General features: G+C 68.1%; 20 protein-coding genes. 10 read left to right on the forward strand and 10 right to left on the reverse strand.

The window, feature by feature from the left end:
* Window positions 1–262: 262 nt before the first annotated feature.
* The 4 genes from AAHM41_RS29820 to AAHM41_RS29835 all read right to left on the reverse strand — a co-directional run bounded on the left by AAHM41_RS29820 (window position 263) and on the right by AAHM41_RS29835 (window position 4,801).
* Window positions 263–1,336: an ABC transporter ATP-binding protein gene (locus tag AAHM41_RS29820; RefSeq protein ID WP_342240259.1), complete on the reverse strand. Its 1,074-nt coding sequence runs from the start codon at window positions 1,334–1,336 to the stop codon at window positions 263–265.
* A gap of 65 nt (window positions 1,337–1,401) precedes the next feature.
* Window positions 1,402–2,877 (reverse strand): extracellular solute-binding protein, encoded by a 1,476-nt coding sequence (locus AAHM41_RS29825; protein WP_342240260.1) that lies wholly within the window; start codon window positions 2,875–2,877, stop codon window positions 1,402–1,404.
* A 23-nt stretch (window positions 2,878–2,900) separates the two neighbouring features.
* On the reverse strand, window positions 2,901–3,935 hold the full coding sequence (locus tag AAHM41_RS29830; protein ID WP_342240261.1) for a carbohydrate ABC transporter permease: 1,035 nt from the start codon (window positions 3,933–3,935) through the stop codon (window positions 2,901–2,903).
* On the reverse strand, window positions 3,932–4,801 hold the full coding sequence (locus tag AAHM41_RS29835; RefSeq protein ID WP_342240262.1) for a carbohydrate ABC transporter permease: 870 nt from the start codon (window positions 4,799–4,801) through the stop codon (window positions 3,932–3,934). The genes AAHM41_RS29830 and AAHM41_RS29835 overlap by 4 nt, the downstream gene beginning before the upstream one ends.
* Window positions 4,802–4,916: 115 nt before the next feature.
* Here AAHM41_RS29835 and AAHM41_RS29840 point away from each other — a divergent pair, with 115 nt between their 5' ends.
* Window positions 4,917–5,630 (forward strand): HAD family hydrolase, encoded by a 714-nt coding sequence (locus AAHM41_RS29840; protein WP_342240263.1) that lies wholly within the window; start codon window positions 4,917–4,919, stop codon window positions 5,628–5,630.
* A 217-nt stretch (window positions 5,631–5,847) separates the two neighbouring features.
* On the opposite strand, the gene rnk is transcribed toward AAHM41_RS29840, so the two are convergent.
* The 3 genes from rnk to AAHM41_RS29855 all read right to left on the reverse strand — a co-directional run bounded on the left by rnk (window position 5,848) and on the right by AAHM41_RS29855 (window position 9,077).
* Complete coding sequence (rnk, locus tag AAHM41_RS29845) at window positions 5,848–6,264, reverse strand: nucleoside diphosphate kinase regulator (RefSeq protein WP_342240264.1); 417 nt, start codon at window positions 6,262–6,264, stop codon at window positions 5,848–5,850.
* Between the two features lie 362 nt (window positions 6,265–6,626).
* Window positions 6,627–8,735 (reverse strand): calcium-binding protein, encoded by a 2,109-nt coding sequence (locus AAHM41_RS29850; protein WP_342240265.1) that lies wholly within the window; start codon window positions 8,733–8,735, stop codon window positions 6,627–6,629.
* Between the two features lie 213 nt (window positions 8,736–8,948).
* The gene (locus tag AAHM41_RS29855; protein WP_342240266.1) at window positions 8,949–9,077 is read right to left on the reverse strand and encodes a hypothetical protein; all 129 of its coding nucleotides are present in this window, start codon (window positions 9,075–9,077) and stop codon (window positions 8,949–8,951) included.
* Window positions 9,078–9,199: 122 nt separating this feature from the next.
* Here AAHM41_RS29855 and AAHM41_RS29860 point away from each other — a divergent pair, with 122 nt between their 5' ends.
* Window positions 9,200–10,003, forward strand: a complete 804-nt coding sequence (locus AAHM41_RS29860; RefSeq protein ID WP_342240267.1) for an oxygenase MpaB family protein — start codon at window positions 9,200–9,202, stop codon at window positions 10,001–10,003.
* A 420-nt stretch (window positions 10,004–10,423) separates the two neighbouring features.
* Window positions 10,424–10,723, forward strand: a complete 300-nt coding sequence (locus tag AAHM41_RS29865) for a hypothetical protein (protein WP_342240268.1) — start codon at window positions 10,424–10,426, stop codon at window positions 10,721–10,723.
* Here AAHM41_RS29865 and rbsK read toward each other — a convergent pair.
* Window positions 10,720–11,652 (reverse strand): ribokinase, encoded by a 933-nt coding sequence (rbsK, locus tag AAHM41_RS29870; protein WP_342240269.1) that lies wholly within the window; start codon window positions 11,650–11,652, stop codon window positions 10,720–10,722. The two genes, AAHM41_RS29865 and rbsK, sit on opposite strands and share 4 nt — an antisense overlap.
* A 10-nt stretch (window positions 11,653–11,662) precedes the next feature.
* A complete protein-coding gene (locus AAHM41_RS29875) occupies window positions 11,663–12,112 on the reverse strand; it encodes an RbsD/FucU family protein (protein WP_342240270.1) in 450 nt (149 codons plus the stop codon).
* A 162-nt stretch (window positions 12,113–12,274) separates the two neighbouring features.
* Between AAHM41_RS29875 and AAHM41_RS29880 the strand changes: the two genes are divergently transcribed.
* The 3 genes from AAHM41_RS29880 (at window position 12,275) to AAHM41_RS29890 (ending at window position 16,413) form a co-directional block, all read left to right on the forward strand.
* Entirely contained in the window at window positions 12,275–13,414 is a 1,140-nt protein-coding gene (locus AAHM41_RS29880) for an LptF/LptG family permease (RefSeq protein WP_342240271.1), read from the forward strand.
* A 121-nt stretch (window positions 13,415–13,535) separates the two neighbouring features.
* The gene (gene recQ / locus AAHM41_RS29885; protein ID WP_342240272.1) at window positions 13,536–15,359 is read left to right on the forward strand and encodes a DNA helicase RecQ; all 1,824 of its coding nucleotides are present in this window, start codon (window positions 13,536–13,538) and stop codon (window positions 15,357–15,359) included.
* A gap of 268 nt (window positions 15,360–15,627) precedes the next feature.
* Window positions 15,628–16,413 (forward strand): RICIN domain-containing protein, encoded by a 786-nt coding sequence (locus tag AAHM41_RS29890; RefSeq protein ID WP_342240273.1) that lies wholly within the window; start codon window positions 15,628–15,630, stop codon window positions 16,411–16,413.
* Here AAHM41_RS29890 and AAHM41_RS29895 read toward each other — a convergent pair.
* Window positions 16,403–16,843 (reverse strand): cupin domain-containing protein, encoded by a 441-nt coding sequence (locus AAHM41_RS29895; RefSeq protein ID WP_342240274.1) that lies wholly within the window; start codon window positions 16,841–16,843, stop codon window positions 16,403–16,405. The two genes, AAHM41_RS29890 and AAHM41_RS29895, sit on opposite strands and share 11 nt — an antisense overlap.
* Before the next feature lie 155 nt (window positions 16,844–16,998).
* On the opposite strand from AAHM41_RS29895, the gene AAHM41_RS29900 reads away from it, so the two are divergent.
* The 4 genes from AAHM41_RS29900 to AAHM41_RS29915 all read left to right on the forward strand — a co-directional run bounded on the left by AAHM41_RS29900 (window position 16,999) and on the right by AAHM41_RS29915 (window position 19,419).
* Window positions 16,999–17,142, forward strand: a complete 144-nt coding sequence (locus AAHM41_RS29900; RefSeq protein WP_342240275.1) for a hypothetical protein — start codon at window positions 16,999–17,001, stop codon at window positions 17,140–17,142.
* Between the two features lie 266 nt (window positions 17,143–17,408).
* Window positions 17,409–18,593, forward strand: a complete 1,185-nt coding sequence (gene metC, locus AAHM41_RS29905; RefSeq protein WP_342240276.1) for a cystathionine beta-lyase — start codon at window positions 17,409–17,411, stop codon at window positions 18,591–18,593.
* Window positions 18,590–18,988, forward strand: coding sequence for a phosphoribosyl-AMP cyclohydrolase (gene hisI, locus AAHM41_RS29910; protein WP_342240277.1), 399 nt, complete (start codon window positions 18,590–18,592; stop codon window positions 18,986–18,988). Before metC ends, hisI begins: the two co-directional genes overlap by 4 nt.
* A complete protein-coding gene (locus tag AAHM41_RS29915; protein ID WP_342240278.1) occupies window positions 18,985–19,419 on the forward strand; it encodes a hypothetical protein in 435 nt (144 codons plus the stop codon). Before hisI ends, AAHM41_RS29915 begins: the two co-directional genes overlap by 4 nt.
* Window positions 19,420–19,734 lie beyond the last annotated feature (315 nt).

Consider the following 19,734-nt stretch of genomic DNA (forward strand, 5'->3'; position numbering starts at 1 on the left):
CCACCCCCCGTCGGCTAATTACTCGTTGTGGGTTGGGGCGGGCCCCCCCCCCCAAACACTTTCCAGCTGGTTGCGGGATATTGGGTTCGCCATGGCGAACCCAACCTACATCTCTGAATCGGACTTGGCCTGCGCGGCGTGATGGGCCCGCAGCCGGCGGAAGACGTCGCGGGCAGGAACGCTGGCGCCCGGATCAGCGTAAGCCTCCTCGACCTTCTCCTTCAACCGTTCGCTGATGACTTTCTCCGTCGGTCAACCGCCATCACACCGCCTGCCCGCTCTCCGTCTCGAACAGGTGCAGCCGCTCCGGGTCGAGGCTGATCGTCGTTGGCTCGTCCGGCTGGGCCGGGTAATGGGCGTCGACCTGGGCGGTGAACTTGGCCCCCGCCACCTCGCCCAGGATCAGGGTGTGGGCGCCGAGCGGCTCGATCACCCGCGGCAGGATCGGCAGCGTCACCGGCCCGGCGGCGCCGCCCGCCACATGCTCCGGCCGCAGGCCGATGGTGACGGCCAGGCCGTCGCGCCCGGCCAGCGCCGCGCGCTTGGTGGTGGGCACCGGCAGCACCGTGCCGTCCGCCAGCCGCAGGCCGTCGCCGACCAGGGTCGCGGGCAAAAAATTCATGCTGGGCGCGCCGATGAAGGCGGCGACGAACAGGTTGGCCGGATGCTCGTAGAGGGTCAGCGGCTCGGCCGCCTGCTCGATCCGTCCCTGGTTCATCACCACCACCCGGTCGGCCATGGTCATGGCCTCGACCTGGTCGTGGGTGACGTAGACGATGGTGGTCTGCAGCCGCCGGTGCAGCGCCTTGATCTCGGCCCGCATCTCGATGCGCAGCTTGGCGTCGAGGTTGGACAGCGGCTCGTCGAACAGGAACACGTCCGGGTCGCGGACGATGGCGCGGCCGATGGCGACGCGCTGGCGCTGGCCGCCCGAGAGCTGCTTCGGCCGGCGGTCGAGATAGGGATCGAGGCCGAGGATGCGCGCCGCATCCTTGATCTTGCCGTCGATCACCGCCTTCGACTCGCCGCGCACCCGCATGCCGTAGCCGATGTTCTCGCGCACGGTCATATGCGGATAGAGGGCGTAGTTCTGAAACACCATCGCGCAGTTGCGCAGCCCGGGCCGCAGCTGGGTGACGTCGCGGTCGCCGATCCGGATGGTACCGCCGCTCGCCGCCTCCAGCCCGGCGATCATGCGCAGGGTCGTGGTCTTGCCGCAGCCCGAGGGCCCGACGAGCACGACGAATTCGCGGTCCGCGATCTCGAGGTCGAGTGACGGGATGACGGGCACGTCGCCATAGCTCTTGGTGACGGCTTCGAGTCTGACGCGGGCCATGATGTCCTTGGGTCTCGAGCGCTCGGGCTTCGCCCCGCCGCGGCGCGCGGCGGGGCGGATCCGATCTACTTCTTCAGGGGCGGCAGGCCCATCGAAGCGCGATAGGCGGCGAGCTGGGTGTCGCGGCCGAACTCGTCGGTCAGCTTGTTCCACTCCTGGGCGATCGTATCGAGCGCCTGCTGCGGCGTCGTCTCGCCCGCCAGCGCCTTGGACAGTTCGATCTCCAGCACCTCGGTATAGGAGAAGTAGCCGGGGATGCGCATGTCGAGCGCCACGTTCTTGGCCTCGAGGCTGCCGCGCTGTGCCGCCAGATACTCGTCTGCCTCCTCCTTGGTCATCTTGGCGAGCCAGCGGTCAGGCGCGAAGTGGCTCACGCGGTAGGGATTGACGCCGGAGCCGCCGGTCACCGTGGCGATGCCGCTGTTCTCCGGGTTCGAGACCCATTCGACATAGTTCCACGCCGCCTCGACGTTCTTGCCTGCACTGGGCACGGCCGCCTGCCAGCCACCATAGGCCATGAAGGGCGAGAACACCGGCTGGTCGGACTTGTCCCAGGCCTTGGTCTTGTGGTTCCAGATCTCGGTTGACCCCGGGGTCAGGGCCGAGCCGACATGGCCGGCCACCTTGCTTTGCGTCTTGTCGGCGGCGATCACGCCGGTGTCGCCCCAGTCGAAGTTCATCGCCACCTGGCCGCCGGAGAAGGCGGTGCGGATGTCGCCGGAGGAGAAGTTCAGCGCCCCGGGCGGCGAGAACTTAACCGACTTGATGTAGTCCTCCAGCGCCCTGGCCCAGCCGGGATTGTTGACCTGCGCGTCCATGGTCTCCGGGTCGAAGAACATGCTGCCCGGGTTCTTTGGATCGTTGGTGTAGCTGGCGGCGTGGGTGAAGAAGAACCAGAACTGCTGGCCGCCACGCCGGAACGCCTCCGCCGTGCCCCACAGCTTCTGGTCGGGCCGGGTGAAGAACTCGGCGATGTCGTAATATTCCTTCCAGGTCTTCGGCGGGGCCAGGTCGTAGCCGTACTTGACCTTGAACGCCTCCTTCTCCTTCGGGTCGTCGAACAGGTCGCGGCGGTAGGACAGGGTGTGGAGGTCGCCGTCGATGGTCTGCGACAGGTGCTTGCCGTCCCACACCATCAGCCGGTCGCGGTAGACCGGGGCGATGTCCTCCCAATCCTTGCCCTGGCGCACCGAGTCCGGCATCTCCGACAGGTAGGGCGAGAAGTCCGGCATCCAGGCCGGGGCGAAGGTGATGACGTCAAAGGTGGATTCGCCGGCGGTCATCGCCGTCAGATATTTCGGATACAGCTCGCCGAACGGAAACTCGACGACATTGACCTTGCCGCAGGTCTTCTGCTCCCAGGTCTTGGCGGCCATCTGCAGCGCCAGGGCGATGAACGGCCCGGTCTGCGAGCCCGCGGTCAGAGTCACCCCGGAATAGTCCGGGTCGCAGGCCGCGGCGGCGGGGCCGTACAGCGCCGCGGTCAGCGCGAGCGCGCCGGTTGCCAGGAGAAGGCGGGGGGCGAGAAGCATGGTCTTCATTGTTGTTCCTCCCTGTGTCGCGATCATCGGATGCTGCCCAGCAGCAGGCCTGATCGCATCAGCCTGGCCAGGAGAATCGCCATCACCATCATCGGCCCGATCGAGATCATGGCGGCGACCGAAATCGCCCACCATTCGTCGCCGCGGTAGGAGTTCTGCCCCGACAGCATGATCGGCAGGGTCTGCCAGCTGCCGGCGGTCAGCAGCAGCGAGAACAGGAACTCGTTCCAGACGAAGCTGAGCGTGATCATCGCCGTGGCGATCAGCCCGGGCCGCGCCATCGGCAGCACGATCTCGAGGAAGATGCGGAAGCGCGGCACGTCGTCGACCAGTGCCGCCTCCTCGATCTCGACCGGCAGCGCCTGGAAGAAGTCGCGCATCAACCAGACCACGATCGGCAGCGAGAACGCGGTGTAGCACAGCGTCATGCCCCAATAGCTGTCGAGCAGCGGCAGCCCGGCCTTGCCGACCTCGGAATACAGCAGGTAGAGCGCGAAGGCGGTGACGATCGGCGGGAACATGCGCTGGCTGACGAACCAGAAGACGACGTCGTCATTGCCCAGCACCGGGCCCGGCAGGCGCAGCGCGTTGAGCGCGATCGACACCGCCAGCGCCGCCACCAGCGCGCCGCCCAGCGACTGCACCCGGGTCAGGCCGACGATGGTCTGCAGCAACAGGAAGCCGCCGATCGCGACCACGGCGAAGGCGACCCCGGCCAAGAGCCGGACCTGGAACGGGAAGCGCACCAGCGCATAGGCCGCCATCGACCCCAGGGCCACCGACAGCACCGTCGCCGACAGCCCGATCAGGGTCGAGTTGACGAAGGGGGTGATGAAGTTGCCGCGGACGCCCGTCAAGGCGTCGATCCAGGCCTGCAGCGTCGGCTCGAAGTCGATCCAGGGCAGATAGGTCGGCCCGCCGCTGACCGCGGTCGGCGGCTTGAACGAGGTGATCAGCGTCCAGTAGATCGGGAACATCGTCACCACGAACCAGCCCAGGCAGAGCAGGAAGATCAGGCCGCGCTTCGTGCCGCCGCGCTGGAGATCGCCCCGGCTCATCGCTGCTTCTCCAGATGCGGCTTCAGGATCGCGAGGTAGATCGTGCCGAAGACGACGATCACGATCAGGAACAGGAAGCTGAGCGCCGAGGTGTAGCCCAGGTTGAACTTCTTGAACCCCTCCTGGTAGGCAAACAGGGTCAGGGTCTCGGTCGACACGCCGGGGCCGCCGCCGGTCAGGACGAAGACCGTATCGATGATCTTGAAGCCCTCGATGATGCGGATGAAGACCACGGCGGCCGAGATCGGCAGCAGCATCGGGAATGTGATGCCCCAGAACTGCTGCCAGGCGCTGGCATTCTCCAGCTGCGCCGCCTCGTAGACGTCCTGCGGCAGGCTCTGCAGCCCGGCCAGCATCATCAGGATGACGAAGGGCGTCCACTGCCAGACCTCGACCGCGATGATCGTGCCCAGCGCCCAGGTGGCGTCGGTCAGGAACGGCAGGTTCGGCAGGCCGAACTGGGTGAACAGGTCGTTGATCGGCCCGACGGTCGAATGGAACAGCATGCGCCCGACCAGCGACACCGCGATCGGCGCCATCAGCATCGGCAGCAGGAAGCCGACGCGGAACAGACGCTCGCCCGGAATTTTGCTATGCAGCGCCAGCGCGATGGCGAAGCCGAGCACGTACTGCACCGAGACCGAGAGGAACACCACGGTCGCGGTCGTCCGCACGGTGGCCCAGAAGCGCGGGTTGGCGAGCAGCGAGGCGTAGTTGTCGAGCCCGACGAAGCGCGGCGGCAGCGGCGGCACCAGCCGCATGCTCTGGAAGCTGATCGTCAGCGAGTAGATGAGGGGGAAGATGCCGACCAGCAGCACGACCAGGAAAGCCGGCCAGATGAAGGCGTGCTTGATCGGCTCCCGCAAATTCCGTGCCTCCCTCTCGCCGGCGCTCATTGTCGCGCGGCGTCTTTGACTTGTCGTACGTTATGGTGACTCGCCCCGCCGGCGCAACCGGCGGAACCGAATGGAGTAGGATGTGATGGACACCGTCGACCCCGTGCGGAATGCCGCGCCTGCCCCCACGGCCGGCGGCATCTCGGCGGTGATCTTCGATTGCGACGGGGTGCTGGTCGACAGCGAGATCATCGCCTGCCGCGCGGTGGCGGAGCTGATCGCGCGTTACGAGCCGCAGGCGCCGGTCGAGGAGCTGGTGGAGCAGCTGGTCGGCACGCCCGACCTGCACATCGTGCGCCAGGTGGCGGCGCGCTTCGGCACGGTGTTCCCGGAGGATATCGGCCCGCGCATGGCGCAGGTGATCGACGATGCCCTGGCGCTCAGCCTCGACGCCATTCCCGGCGTGCAGCCAGCGCTGGCGGGTTTAGGCCTGCCGATGGCGGTGGCCTCGAACAGCCATCTGGGCCGGGTCCGCCGCTCGCTCGAGATCGCCGGCCTGACCCGCCTGTTCGGCGCGCATGTCTACACGCCGGAAGCGGTGGCGCGGCCGAAGCCGGCGCCGGACCTCTATCTGCACGCCGCCGCCCAGCTCGGCGTCGAGCCCGGCCGCTGCCTGGTGATCGAGGACAGCGTCCCCGGCACCACCGCCGGCGTCGCCGCCGGCATGACGGTGATCGGCTTCCTCGGCGGCCGCCACATCCGCGACGGCCATGCCGACCGGCTGCGCGCCGCCGGCGCCTGGCTGATCTGCCCGCACATGGATGACCTGGCCGGGCTGGTGGCGGGGCTGCGGAGCTGACCCACGATAGATCTACCCAGAACGGCGTCCGCCGCCCTCGACGACGATTTCTATCAACCTCCCCCTCTCCTTGCGGGAGGGGTTTTGGCGCCGATGGAGCGGATGGCGAACAACCACCATGGTCGGGCAGCGATCCTGGATATCTCGCGCCGGTTCCCCTCATCGACAGCCCCCTCCCGCAGGAGGGAGGGGGAGGATGGAAGGGGAAAGCCTGCCGTCAGGCAGCAGCCGGGCGCACGGCGGGCTCGACCCGCATCACGGTCAGGTTGCGCGGCTTGCCCGAGGGGGTGATCCAGGTGATGGTCTGGCCCTTGCGCAGGCCGATCAGCGCCACGCCGACCGGGGTCAGCACCGACAGCCGGCCAGCCTCGATGTCGGCCTCCTCCGGATAGACCAGGGTCACGGTGTGCTCCTCGCCGCTTGCGGCGTCGCGATAGGTGACGGTCGAGTGCATCTGGACCACGCCCTTGGCCGCGGCCGCCTCGATGATCTGGGCCCGGTCGAGCTCGTCCGCCAGGAAATCGGCGACCGCGGGGAAGGCGTCCGCCGCGGCGTCGGCCAGCGCCGCCAGGCGATCATAATCGCCGGCGGTGACATGGATCTCCGGACGCTTGGGCAGGCTGCTGCGGGACATGCCGAGTTTCCTTTCTTCTGGGCATCCGCTCCGGGGTCGTGCCCGGAGGGTTCGGGTGCGGCCCGGCGCTTCGGGCGACCGGGACGGGAATTCTGGTGAGGCTGGGAGAACTGGTCGCGCGAGGCGACGGAGACGAGAACGGACGACGGGGCGGCCCGACCTTGGGGGCATCGCCCCGCGGTCAGCAGCCCCGGGCGTGAAGCGGCGTTCGATGCGCCGCCAACGGCTTCGTCCACGGTGTTCTCATAGGGAATGAGATAGGCGTCCGGGCCGCGGAAATCAACCGGGTCTCGGAAGCGCGGCGCTCATGAAAAAGGCCGCGCGGTGAGGACACCGCGCGGCCGCAGGGACCAAAAGGCCGGTCAGAGCATGAAGTCGTCCGCCACCAGGGCGCCGTGCATCCGGACGAAGACCTCGAAATCCGCCCGGCCGTCGCCGTTGGTGTCGCCGGCCAGGATGCTGCCGGAGAAGCGCAGCTCACCGGCGACATTGTGGAAGGCCTGGTTGCCGATATAGGTGAAGGCCTGGTTGCCGAGGACTTGAGTGTTCGCGTCGATCGCGGCCAGGTCGATCTTGTCGCCCTCGACATGGATGAAGTCGCTGATGAAGTCCCGTTCGGCGCCCGCCGTCGACTCCGATGCGGCGTTGAAGCGGAAGGTATCGGCACCGCCGCCACCGTTCATGGCGTCGAGGCCGGCGCCGGCGACCATGGTATCGTTGCCTTGCCCGCCCTTGAGGTAGTCGTTGCCGGCGCCACCCTTCATCACGTCGTCGCCGGTGCCGCCCGAGAGCTCGTCCCTGCCGCTGCCGCCGTCGAGCTGGTCGTCGCCGAGCCAGCCGTTCATCGTGTCGTCACCCGAGGTGCCGACCCGGATGTCGTTGACATCGCGGATCGCGGCATGGAGATCGGTGAACACCTGCGCCGACGTCTCGGCGACCTCCTCGAGCGTTCCGGCCAGCGAGATCAGGGCGTCGAGCTGCGGCACCCCGCCGCCGATGTCCTGGAACTCGGCGATCACCTCCTTCAGATCCTGGACCACGTCGAAGATGTTGGTCACGCTCATGTCGAGCACGGCCTGCAGGCCGTCCCGGCCGTTGACGCCGCCGATCAGGCTCTCCAGCGCGGCACCGATCACGCCGTTCTCGCCGAAGAACTGGCCGAGAAGCGCCTCGGGCACCACGCCGTTCAGCAGGCCCTCGTCGCCGGCCAGCAGGTCGGCCGCGGTGCCAGCGATGGCGAGCGGGCCGGCGACCTTGATCACCTCGCTCCCGACGACCAGCACGCCGACGTCCAGGAGCGTGTTGAACACGTCTCCGATCAGCCCGTCGCCGAGCGCGTCGCGCAGGCCGAGCTGTTCGCCGCCGAGGATGCCGAACTCGCTGAAGAAGTTGCCGATCAGGCCGCCGTCGCCCTGCAGCAGGCCGCCGCTGAGCGCCCCGCCGAGCAGGTCGGTCAGGAGCACGTCGAGCAGGTCGACGGCGCCGTCATCGAGCACGCTGTTCAGCAGGCCGGGCACACCGCCGCTGTCGACGATGTTGGCCATCAACACGTCCGGCGACAAGGCGCCGAGGGCGCCGAGCAGGAGGTCGGTGAGGCCGCTGCCGTCCGGGCCCAGCACGTCGCCGAGCAGACCGCCGAGGATGCCGTCGGTCAGCAGGCTGTCGAGCGCGTCGAGCCCTGGAAGCTGATCGAAGACCCCGCCGATGACCCCGCCGACGTCGACGCCAACGCCGAGATTCGCCAGGGGGCCGCCGATCAGGCCGTCCGGATCGAACAGGTTGCCGATGATGCCGGTGACGGACAGGTCGTCGAACAGCCCGCCCACATCGCCCAACATGCCGTCGATCAGGCTGGTGATCAGCCCGCCACTGCCCACCAGGCCGTTCCCGACGTCGCCGATCAGGCCGGTCACATTGCCGAGCAGCCCGTCGGGCTCGAGCAGAGCGCCGATCAGGTCGCCGCCATTGTTCAGGACCCCGACCAGCTGGGTCACCAGCCCGTCCTCGCCCAGCAGGCCGCCGAGCAACCCGTCAGGGCTGAGCAGGCCGCCTTCGCCGAAGAGCCCGTCGAGCAGGTCGCCGACCGGCACGCCGCCGATCGCCCCGCCCAGCAGGCCGCCGAGATTGCCGAGCAGGCCGGTCACCACCCCGCCGATCAGCTCCGGGGTGAGCAGCTCGGCGAGCAGGCCCCCGGCATCGCCGAGCTCGCCCAGGAGATTGCCGAGCAGGCCGTTGAGGCCGCCGCCGAGCAGACCGCCCAGGAGACCGTCGAGCAGACCGCCAACGCCCCCGAGAACACCGCCGAGCAGGCCGCCGACGCCATCCACGACGCCGCCCAGCAGGCCGTCCTCGCCGAGAACACCGCCCAGCAGCCCTGACACCAGGCCGTCCTCACCGAGAAGATTGTCCAGCAGCCCGCCCAGCAAGCCGCCGTCATCAAGAAGTCCATCCAGGGAATCTGTTGAAGCCATTATCTCCTCCTGCAGGGAATGGATGTCTCCAGACGCCACCGTTCTCTTGACGGTCTTGAGCCTCTGCTGCCGAGGCTATCATGTATTTCGGAGGAAAATAAGAATTTATGCAGAAAAACAGGAATCACCACTTATAAATTGCTATGATAGTTCTCGAATATTTCTATTTTATTTTGCATAAAATGGTAGTCGAAGAGGTTGCGTCAGGCACCGTCATGGCGAGGCCAGAAGCCGGTTCGCGATGACGATCGCTTCTGCAGTCGTATGGCGGCTGCTGATCGGAAGGACGGCCCGCACCATCAGCATGTTCGGCCAGCTTGGAAACTCGGCGAAGAGACCCATAATAGATCTGCCGGACGACCACTCGTCGTCGCGGGTTTGTCGGCGGTTCGCCCCGGATGTCACCAGCTGCCCCCGTCCGCTCCCTTCTTCCATCCGCGCTGGCGCGGCCGATCAAGGACGTCGTGGCCGCCCAGGTGGTTGCAATGTTCAACGACAGGCGGCGCGGCGAACGTCCGGTGGTGCGGAGCACCGACGGGTTGTTCGGCCCGCGCGCCGTCGCGTGGCGGGTCCATGGCGACGTCACCTCGATGATGGTCGGAGGCGTTGCGGCCCTGCTGCTGCAGATGCTTCACCCGGCCGTCCTGGCAGGAGTGTGGGACCATTCGAACTATCGGTCCGACATGCGGGGGCGGCTCCGACGGACGGCGCGCTTCATCGCACTGACCACCTATGGCGGGCGAGAGGAGGCGCAGGCTGCGATCGCGCGCGTCCGCGCCATCCACAATCGGGTCCGGGGGGTGTTGCCCGACGGCAGCCCTTATGCCGCCAGTGACCCTTCGCTGCTGGCCTGGGTTCATCTCACGGAGACGACCTGCTTCCTGGATGCGTGGATCCGTTACGCCGAGCCGGGTATGTCGGCCATCGACCAGGATCGCTACTTCGCCGAGATGGCGCAGATTGCGAAGGCGCTTGGCGCCGATCCGATCCCACGCAGCCGAGCCAGGGCGCGGCAGCTGTTCGGCACCGTGCGGCCGCAGCTCCGGTCCGACGAGCGAACTCGGGAAGTCGCCCACATCCTGCTGACGCAACCTGCGCCGAGCGTGCTGGCCGAGCCCCTGCAGGTGATCGCCATGCAGGCGGCCATCGACTTGCTGCCTCCGTGGGCACGCGACATGCACGGTCTTCGTATTCCGATCATTGGTCGTGCGTTGGTCCGAGCCGGGACCCTCGGCATCGCCAGGACACTCCGCTGGGCGTTCGAGTGATCGCCGTTCGGGCCCACCCCCAAGAGCGGTTGCCCGCGAGACAAGAGCTGCGATGGACCGAATCGGTCACATGACGAAATCGAAGCGGCCGAACTTCCATCTTTCGCGCTCCGCCAGCCCGCTGCACCTTGAAATGGTAGTGGCGCGTGCGCCCGGGATGGAGGGCCGGCACGATGGTGACGGGAAACAGTCGACGCTTGGGAACGGCTGTTGAGCGTTTCTGCCGCCTTGCGCTCACGCCGGAGACTGTCCGTCAGCGAGCCAGCCGAGGCCCCTCGCCCAACCGGCATCGCCGCGCCGGGCAGCAACGCGACGAAACCAGATCAGCCTCTGTTCTTTCCGGAGATCGGCGGCCACCTTGTTCCCCGGCGGGCTCGAAGCTTGGGTCGGAACGGCCCCCAGCCCCGACACGAGAGCTGCATGCAGGCCATCGTCAGATTCTGGTGCGGTGAACTTCCACTTGGCCGCGCCTTCTGGCTGTGGGGCATCCTCGGCGGGGCCATCGTGAACCTGGTCTCCACACTGCTGGCACTGATGCTCCTCACCGCGCATGCGCCGACTTGGCTCGCGGCGCTCGTGTTCATCGCGCATCTCCCATGGAATGTGGTTCTGCTGATCGGAGTCTGGCGCAGCGCCGGGCGCGACGAGACCAGCCGCAAGACCGCCGATCTCGCGCGTATGACCATTCTGGCCTGGGTGGTCGCGCTATCCCTTCTTTAGCCTCCGGACTGGAGCAGCGCCTCGATCTCCTCGCGCCGCGGCATCGACGGCGCCGTGCCGGGACGGGTCACCGAGAGGCCGGCGACAGCGCAGCCGAAGCGGACCGCCTCGGCCACCGGCCGGCCCTCGGCCAGGGCCAGGGCGAAACCGCCGTTGAAGGCGTCGCCCGCCCCCGCGGTCTCGACCACCGCCCCCGCCGGGAAGGCCGGGACATGCGCCGTCTCCGACCGGCTCTTCAGCAGGGCGCCCTTGGCCCCGAGCGTGACGATCACCGTGCCGACGCCCTTGTCCAGCAGCACCGCCGCCGCCCGCGCCGCCTGCTGGCCGCTGTCGACCGCGAAATCGACCAGGCTTTCGGCCTCGGTCTCGTTCGGGGTCAGGTAGTCGACCAGCGGATACAGATCATCCGGCAGGGTGGCGGCCGGGGCCGGGTTCAGGATCGTGGTCACCCCATGCCGCCGCGCGATCTCCAGCCCGCGTCGCACCACCGGCAGCGGCAGTTCGAGCTGGGCGACGAACACGCGGGCCCCAGCGATGGCCGGCGCCGCCGCCTCCATCTCTGCCTCGGTCAGCGCCGCCGCCGCCCCCGGCTCGATGATGATCGCATTCTCGCCGGTCTTGCCGTCGACGAAGATGAAGGCGGCACCGGTCGGCCGTTCCGGATCGGTCAGCACATGGGTCGCGTCGATCCCCTCGGCGGCGTAGAGGCCGCGCGCCATCTGGCCGAACGGGTCGGTGCCGAGCTTGGTGATGAAGGCGACATCGGCGCCGGCCCGGGCCGCGGCGACCGACTGGTTCGAGCCCTTGCCGCCCGGGCCGAGCTTGAAGCCGTTGGACAGCAGGGTCTCGCCCATCACCGGCAGCCGGGCGGCGCGGAAGGCGAGGTCGGCGACGAACACGCCCTGGATGGCGATCTTCGGCGAGGTCATGGGCCTGGTCCTACTTCGGCGGGATCACGCCCATCTTCAGCAGGAAGCAGCCATAGAACCGCCCCTCCCCGGCCCGCACCACGGCATAGGCCTTCTTGGCGTCCTCGTAGAAGGCGAAGCGCTCGATCGAGCCCATCGGCCAGGACCGGCCCTCGGCCCGGTCGATCTCGGCCTGGACCTCGCGCTGCACCTCCGGGATCTCGTCCGGCTGGCCCACCACCTCCATCCGCCGCGCCGGATGGTCGACGAAGCTGTCGAGCGGCATCAGCGACAGGATCGCGCGCACCGCCCGGGCGGCGCTGACATTCGGCAGCTCGATCGGCGCCTTGACCATGGTGTGCTGCGCCACCGACCGCGACGGGAAGTTGGTGTCGCAGATCACCAGGTCGTCGCCATGCCCCATGCTGGCCAGCACCGTGAGCAGATCCGGGGTGATGATCGGATCGATATTCTTGAGCATTGTCAGAAGCTTCCCTGGGTTTCCTCAGATGGCGTGGGCAGGCCGGCATGCCCAACTCCCGCGCCTTGATTTGTCGTGCTTTTCGGCACGCGGCATTCTGATCACCACCGCGACGCTTGGCAACATGGCCGTCGCGTCGCGGCTCGTGTATACGGTGCCGCCATGTCGCTCCTCAGCCGCTACATCTTCCGCCAGATCGCGGTCGCCACGGTGCTTGCCACGGTGATCCTGGTCTTCGCGATCATGCTCACCACCTCGATGCGGCTGATCCAGCTGATCGTCGACGGCGGCGTCGGCGTCGGGCTGTTCCTCGAGCTCGTCTTCCTGTCGATGCCGGAGTTCCTGATCGCGGTGCTGCCGGTCGGCGTCGTGGCCGCCTGCCTGATCGTCTACAACCGGATGCTGTCCGACGGCGAGCTGCTGGTCATGCGCGGCGCCGGCATCGGCCAGCTGCGGCTGGCCCTGCCCGGCCTGGTGATGGGCGTCCTCATCACCGGTCTCAGCTACAGCATGACCCTGTATTTCTGGCCGGTGGCCAACCGCGAGTTCCGCGACCTGACGGCGATGGCCCAGTCCGACGTCTCGGCCGCCTTCCTGCAGACCGGCGAGTTCAACGCCATCGGCGACAACAAGACGGTGTTCGTGCGCGACCGCAACCCGGTGACCGGCGACCTCAGCGGCATCCTGGTCCACAGCACCGACAACGAGGCCCAGCCGATCACCATCATCGCCGACCGCGGCTATGTCGAGGACGGCGAGGACGGGCCGCGGATCGTGGCCCTGAAGGGCGTGATCCAGCAGCTCGACCGCAAGACCGGCAAGGTCGACCCGGTCGCCTTCGACAGCTACACCGTGCCGCTGAACACCCCCGGCGTCGAGGACCTGGCCCGCAGCTACCGCGCCCCGTCCGAACGGTTCCTGCCCGACCTGCTGCACCCCGACCCGAATTCGCCCCGCGACATGCGGAACTATGGCCGGCTGGTGATGGAGGGGCACAAGCGCATCACCGACCCGCTGCTGCCCTTCGCCTATGTCGTGTTCTGCCTCGGCGTCCTGTTGAGCGGCGACTACAACCGCCGCGGCCTGAGCCGCCGCATCCTGATCGCCGCCGTCGGCGTCGTCGCGGTGCAGGCGACGACGATGAGCGTCGCCGGCGTGGCCCGCGATTCGCTGCAGCTGCTGCCGATCATGTATGTGCTGCCGGTGCTGACCACGATCGTGGGCTTCACCATCCTGCTGATCGCGCGGCGCCGGAAGGTGCCGGCGGAGGCGCCGGCCAGCCCGGATCTGGCCCCGGCCTGAGGCTCCCGGGCCGCTCGCAGGCCTGGAGGCGATATCGCTCCTGAACCACAACCTGTTGTGGTCAAACGGCCGATCATAAACGGCATTTGGTTCAGGCCCCGCCGCCCGCTATAAGCGGTCCATGCCCCTCGACCCCCTCTCCGTCCTGCATGATGTCTTCGGCTACTCCGCCTTCCGCGGCGAGCAGGCCGAGATCGTGGCCCAGGTGATTTCCGGCGGCGACGCGCTGGTGCTGATGCCGACCGGCGGCGGCAAGTCGCTGTGCTACCAGGTGCCGGCGCTGGTGCGGCCGGGGCTCGGCGTCGTGGTGTCGCCGCTGATCGCGCTGATGCAGGACCAGGTCGAGACGCTGCGCCAGCTCGGCGTCCGCGCCGCCGCGCTGCACTCCTCCCTGCCGCCGGGCGAATCGCGCAACATCGCCCGGGCGATAAGGGCGGGCGAGCTGGACCTGCTCTACGTCTCGCCCGAGCGGCTGCTGACCGACGGGCTGCTCGACATGCTCGACGCGTGCCGCCTGGCGCTGTTCGCGATCGACGAGGCGCATTGCGTGTCGCAGTGGGGCCACGACTTCCGGCCGGAATACCTGCAGCTGGACACGCTGGCGACGCGCTATCCGGGCGTGCCGCGCATCGCCCTGACCGCGACCGCCGACGGCCCGACCCGGCGCGACATCGCCGAGCGGCTGAAGCTGCAGAACGGCCGCATCTTCGTCGCCGGTTTCGACCGGCCGAACATCCGCTACCGCATCGTGCCGAAGGACAATCCCAAGGCGCAGCTGCTGTCCTTCATCCGGAGCGAGCATCCGAACGAGGCCGGCATCGTCTACTGCCTGTCGCGCAGCAAGGTCGAGGGCACGGCGGAATGGCTGCGCGGCGAGGGCATCGAGGCCCTGCCCTACCATGCCGGGCTGGACCGCGAGGTGCGGGCGTCGAACCAGGACCGCTTCCTCAAGGAGGACGGTGTGGTCATGGTCGCGACCATCGCCTTCGGCATGGGCATCGACAAGCCCGACGTCCGCTTCGTTGCCCATCTCGACCTGCCGAAGAGCCTGGAGGCCTATTACCAGGAGACCGGCCGCGCCGGCCGCGACGGGCTGCCGTCGGACGCGTGGCTGGCCTACGGCATCCAGGATGTCGGCAAGATCCAGGGGCTGATCGCCGAATCGGACGCGCCGGAGCGGCAGAAGCAGATCGACCGGCAGAAGCTGGACGCCCTGCTCGGCTATTGCGAGACGGTGCGCTGCCGCCGCCAGGTGCTGCTGGAATATTTCTCCGACACCCTGCCGCAGCCTTGCGGCAATTGCGACACCTGCCTGGATCCGGTCGAGTCCTTCGACGGCACCGAGCTGGCGCGCAAGGCGCTGTCCTGCGTCTACCGCACCGGCCAGCGCTTCGGCGTCGGCCATGTCATCGACGTGCTGACCGGCACCGAGACCGACCGCGTCCGCCAGCTCGGCCATGACAAGCTCAGCACCTGGGGCATCGGCCGCGATCTGTCCAAGGCGGAGTGGAAGTCGGTGTTCCGGCAGCTGGTGGCGGCCGGCCTCTTGATCGTCGACACCGAGGGCCATGGCGGGCTGCATCTGGCGCCGGACTGCCGCGAGGTGCTGCGCGGCGAGAAGGAGATCCATCTGCGGCGCGAGGCGGTGAAGCGGACGGCGCGCGGCAAGTCGGCGGGCAAGACGGGCGGCCGCACCGTGCGGGCGCTGCCGGACGACCCGGCCGAGGCCTCGCTGTTTCAGGCGCTGCGGGCCCGGCGGCTGGAGCTGGCGCGCGAGCAGGGCGTGCCGCCCTACGTCATCTTCCACGACGCCACCCTGACCGAGCTGGCCCATGCCCGGCCGCGCTCGATGACGGAGTTCGCCACCGTCCCCGGCGTCGGCCAGGCCAAGCTGCTGCGCTACGCCGGCGCCTTCCTCGAGGTGATCGAGCAGCACGTGGAGTAGCGTACGCTGAAAGCGCGCCGCAGCCTGACACGACGGCATTCATAAAATTATTTGAAAATTACTGATGTTTCCGACTAGCGAAACTCAGCATCAATGATGCATGATATTTTATTCTGGATATCGAGGACATTTGTTCATATTTTCTCTATGTTGTGTATCTCTTTACTCAAATCGTCGGCCGATCCTACGGATCGGGATGATCTTTTTGTCCGGAATTTCACCCGGGCATTGCCCATGAATAGACCAATTCCTTACGAAGGATCCGATTATGCAGCTGATCTATTTCATCACGGGCGTCGACCTGAACGGCGGCGCTGGGCCGGTTCTCAGCATCGCCGGAGCCCCGGCTCCGGGAGCGTCCCTGCAGACGGCGCCCAACACCTCGCTGCCGTCGCAGCTCTGGCGGTTCACTTCGGAGGGCCAGATCGTCAGCACCTATGATTCGACCCTCGCCCTGAGCATCGGCCCGAACAATGCGCTGATCGTCGACACCCTGCAGGCGGGCAACGAGGCCCAGCTCTGGAAGTTCGCCGGCGGCCCCAACGATCTCGGCCCGATCGCGAGCCAGCAGACCGGGCAGGTGCTGACCGTCTACTCGCCGAACAGCCCCACCGATTCGGCGGTGGTGCTCGAGCCTGCGCAGAACACCCAGGCCCAGCAATGGACGGGGATGAGCCAAGGCTGCGACTCCCTGCTCACGACGGTGACCAACGGCACGGCCAACGCCCTCACCCTCACGGCGACGGCGACCGAGGGCACGACCAACCTGTCGGGCAGCATCCCGCTGCCGCCCAACACCAGCGTGACCATCCTGTCGAGCTACGACGGCGGCCTGGCGACCGACTTCGGCGTCTGGGACCCGAACTATTCGAGCACGAACTCGGTGGCCTCCTTCGCCGTTCACCAGCACCGCTGCGGTATTGTCTCGGCCGGCGAGGTCTGGGTCGACACCATCAACTATGTCGACGGGTACATCGTCGCGGACGTGCAGACGCAGAAGGGCTCGTCCAGCGACAGCCTGCCCGGCAACGTCTCGGTCTCGATCAACAACTGATACACCCGTGTCCCGGCTCGACGGCATGGATGCCGTCGAGCTCGGGCATCAGCACCACGCTCTCCTGCTCGTTCGGATCGGTGCGGGCGATCACCGCGACGCAGGCCTCGGTCGGGCTCGGATTGTACGGCAGGTGCGGCATGCCGGCGGGGATGTAGAGGAACTCCCCGGCCCGCACCATCAGGTGCTGCTCCAGCCGGTCGCCGTACCACATGCCGGATTCGCCGCTGAGCACATGGATCGCGGTCTCGTGCGCCTCGTGGCGATGGGCCTTGGCCCGGCCGCCCGGCGGCAGGGTGACCAGCTGCAGGTGGATGCCCGTCGCCCCCACCGATTCGGCCGAGATCCCGGGCGTGTAGGACAGCGCCTGCTTGCCGGTGAACCGATCCCCGGCCCCGACCACTCGGCAGGTCGGCTTGAGATCCGTCATATCCATCATCCGCTCCACGTCACCCCGTCATTGTGGACGGCTGCGGTGACCATCGCATTGCGGAGCGAAGAACGGGTGTTACTTCGGAGACAGGGTGCGCCGGCTTTCCCGGCATCGGCTCGCCAGCAATACACGCTCTCTGCTAGGATCGTCCCATGACCGAGAACGCGGAAAACCTGATCCTGGAGATCCTTCGCGGCATGCGGTCCGACCTGACCGAGGTCAAGGAAGTGCTGCGCGAACACGGTTTCCGCCTCAATCGGATCGAGACGGGAGTCGCCGGCCTCCGTCGTGACTAGGCCGGTGATGCCGAAGCGATCGCGCAGGCGCAGGTGGATCGTCTCCGCGAGGAGATCGAGCGCATCAAGCGACGGCTGGAACTGACACCGTAGTCAGAGCCGATCAGTAAGGTTCGGTTGCTCGTTCATGTCGTACCGGTGCTGACTCCGACAGCGTGAAGCGGGCCGGCCCTGCGCCGATCGGGTTTGACCGTCCCGCCCGGCTGGCCGAAAGATGGCGCCCGTCAGCCCTGATTGACACACGCCGCCACGACCGAGCGACCGCCATGTCCAAGTCCCGCCGCCCCGCCACCGTTCTCGCCCATGCCGGCCGCCACCCCCGTGCGAACCACGGCATGGTGAATCCGCCCGTCTATCACAGCTCGACCGTGCTGTGGCCGACGGTGGCGGCGATGGACGAGGCGCATGCCGGCTTCGAGCACGGCGTCTACAGCTACGGCCGGGTCGGCACCCCGACCAGCGAGGCCTTCGAGGACGCGGTCACGGCGCTGGAAGGCGGCTACGGCGCCATCGCCGTCTCCTCGGGCCTCGCCGCGGTCAACGTCGCTCTGACCGCTTTCGTCAGGGCCGGCGACCATGTGCTGGTCACCGACAGCGCCTATGGCCCGACCCGGCGCTATGCCGATACGGTGCTGGGCCGGTTCGGCGTCGAGGTCGAGTACTACGACCCGCTGATCGGCGCCAGGATCGAGGCGCTGTTCCGCGGCAACACCCGGCTGGTCTATCTCGAATCCCCCGGCTCGCTGACCTTCGAGGTGCAGGACGTGCCGGCGATCGCGGCCGCCGCCCGGAACCGTGGCATCCTGACCGCGCTGGACAACACCTGGGCCACGCCGCTGGGCTTCGACGCCTTCGGCCACGGTGTCGACGTCACCGTCCATGCCGCCACCAAATACATGGTCGGCCATTCCGACGCGATGATGGGCATCGTCGGCGCCCGCGAGAAGTCGGTCTGGCTGAAGCTCAAGACCTTCGCCGTGACCTCCGGCCACTGTGCCGGGCCGGACGACCTGTACCTGGCCCAGCGCGGCCTGCGCACCATGGGGGTGCGGCTGCGCCAGCACCAGGAGAACGCGCTGGAGATCGCGCGCTGGCTGCAGGCCCGGCCGGAGGTGTCGCGCGTGCTGTACCCGGCCCTGCCGCAGGATCCCGGCCATGCGCTGTGGCGGCGCGACTTCACCGGCGCCTCCGGCCTGTTCGCGATCGTGCTGCGGCCGGCCTCCGGCACCCAGGTCGCGGCCATGCTGGACGGCATGGAGCTGTTCCAGATGGGCGCCAGCTGGGGCGGCTATGAGAGCCTGATCCTGCCGACCCATCCGGAGAAGATCCGCACCGCCACCACCTGGCAGGCGGAGGGGCCGGGCGTGCGCCTGCATGTCGGGCTGGAGGACCCGGCCGACCTGATCGCCGACCTGGAGGCCGGCCTCGACCGGCTGCGGGCGGCGGCATGAGCGCGGCGAACCTTCTCGACGAGGTCCGCTTCGACGCCGACGGCCTGGTCCCCGCCATCGCCCAGCAGCACGACAGCGGCGAGGTGCTGATGCTGGCCTGGATGAACCGCGAGGCGCTCCAGGAGACGCTGGCCTCCGGCCGGGTCTGCTACTGGTCGCGCTCGCGCCAGGCGCTGTGGCGCAAGGGCGACACCTCCGGCCAGGTGCAGCGCCTGGTCGAGCTGCGGCTGGACTGCGACGGCGATGCGGTGCTGCTGCGGGTCGACCAGACCGGCGTCGCCTGCCACACCGGCCGGCGCAGCTGCTTCTTCCGGGTCGCGCGCGACGGCGCCTGGCACACCGACCAGCCGGTGCTGCAGGACCCGGCGGCGCTGTACGGCCACCGGCACGAGTGATCGGGGCGGTCCGGCGACGCATGGCCTACGCGATCAAGGCCGAGATTCGCGATCCGCAGGCGGAGACCTTCGTCTTCGCCGCGCAGAAGACGATGTATGACGGCAAGCACATCGCCGCGGGCGACACGGTGTTCCTGTTCGCCAGCGAGACCGAGGGCGGGCACGGCCTCGTCGCCTGCGGCGTCGTCACCGCCGCCGAAGTGGTCGCGAAGGTGCCCGGCATCGCCCGGCAGACGCCGCGCGTGAGCGTCACCATCCGGCGCACCGCGCTCGCCAGACGGAAGCTGGGGCGGAGCGAGCTCAAGCCCCTCACCGACTGGGCCGACGGCCGACCCGAGACCGAGCTCAACTTCAAATTCTATCGCCAGGCCACGGATAAGATCGTCGGCCTCTCCGACGAGGCGGCGGCATTCCTCGGCACATTCTTCTAGCGCAAGCAGCTCTCGGCAACGCCGTCCAGGACAGTCGGGCCTGCTCCGGCGGCGCGACTGGATGGCCACGCTTCGCTCGCCATGAGGGTGAGGGCCCCGCTGCGTTCGAACCAGGTCGGCGCACGGGTCCCACCATTCCGGAGTCGCCACCCCGATCAAACCTCGTCATGGCGAGCCCCGCAGGGGCGTGGCCATCCAGCGGCTCCGGCCTGGATCGCCACCGGACCGCGACGACGCAAACGCGGTTTCGCTTGATTATATGTTCCTCTTTTGTTCTAATGCAGGCATGGTCGATGCCAGCACAGCCGGGCCCCT

Source organism: Inquilinus sp. OTU3971, from assembly GCF_038440215.1.

What these genes read in the sequence shown, in the direction of transcription:
- AAHM41_RS29890 (WP_342240273.1), top strand. Translation starts at nt 15,628, where the DNA reads ATGCAGCTGATCTATTTCATCACGGGCGTCGACCTGAACGGCGGCGCT.
- AAHM41_RS29820 (WP_342240259.1), bottom strand. Translation starts at nt 1,336, where the DNA reads ATGGCCCGCGTCAGACTCGAAGCCGTCACCAAGAGCTATGGCGACGTG.
- recQ (WP_342240272.1), top strand. Translation starts at nt 13,536, where the DNA reads ATGCCCCTCGACCCCCTCTCCGTCCTGCATGATGTCTTCGGCTACTCC.
- AAHM41_RS29850 (WP_342240265.1), bottom strand. Translation starts at nt 8,735, where the DNA reads ATGGCTTCAACAGATTCCCTGGATGGACTTCTTGATGACGGCGGCTTG.
- metC (WP_342240276.1), top strand. Translation starts at nt 17,409, where the DNA reads ATGTCCAAGTCCCGCCGCCCCGCCACCGTTCTCGCCCATGCCGGCCGC.
- AAHM41_RS29880 (WP_342240271.1), top strand. Translation starts at nt 12,275, where the DNA reads ATGTCGCTCCTCAGCCGCTACATCTTCCGCCAGATCGCGGTCGCCACG.
- AAHM41_RS29840 (WP_342240263.1), top strand. Translation starts at nt 4,917, where the DNA reads ATGGACACCGTCGACCCCGTGCGGAATGCCGCGCCTGCCCCCACGGCC.
- AAHM41_RS29830 (WP_342240261.1), bottom strand. Translation starts at nt 3,935, where the DNA reads ATGAGCCGGGGCGATCTCCAGCGCGGCGGCACGAAGCGCGGCCTGATC.
- rnk (WP_342240264.1), bottom strand. Translation starts at nt 6,264, where the DNA reads ATGTCCCGCAGCAGCCTGCCCAAGCGTCCGGAGATCCATGTCACCGCC.
- AAHM41_RS29895 (WP_342240274.1), bottom strand. Translation starts at nt 16,843, where the DNA reads ATGACGGATCTCAAGCCGACCTGCCGAGTGGTCGGGGCCGGGGATCGG.
- hisI (WP_342240277.1), top strand. Translation starts at nt 18,590, where the DNA reads ATGAGCGCGGCGAACCTTCTCGACGAGGTCCGCTTCGACGCCGACGGC.
- rbsK (WP_342240269.1), bottom strand. Translation starts at nt 11,652, where the DNA reads ATGACCTCGCCGAAGATCGCCATCCAGGGCGTGTTCGTCGCCGACCTC.
- AAHM41_RS29875 (WP_342240270.1), bottom strand. Translation starts at nt 12,112, where the DNA reads ATGCTCAAGAATATCGATCCGATCATCACCCCGGATCTGCTCACGGTG.
- AAHM41_RS29900 (WP_342240275.1), top strand. Translation starts at nt 16,999, where the DNA reads ATGACCGAGAACGCGGAAAACCTGATCCTGGAGATCCTTCGCGGCATG.
- AAHM41_RS29825 (WP_342240260.1), bottom strand. Translation starts at nt 2,877, where the DNA reads ATGAAGACCATGCTTCTCGCCCCCCGCCTTCTCCTGGCAACCGGCGCG.
- AAHM41_RS29865 (WP_342240268.1), top strand. Translation starts at nt 10,424, where the DNA reads ATGCAGGCCATCGTCAGATTCTGGTGCGGTGAACTTCCACTTGGCCGC.
- AAHM41_RS29855 (WP_342240266.1), bottom strand. Translation starts at nt 9,077, where the DNA reads ATGGGTCTCTTCGCCGAGTTTCCAAGCTGGCCGAACATGCTGATGGTG.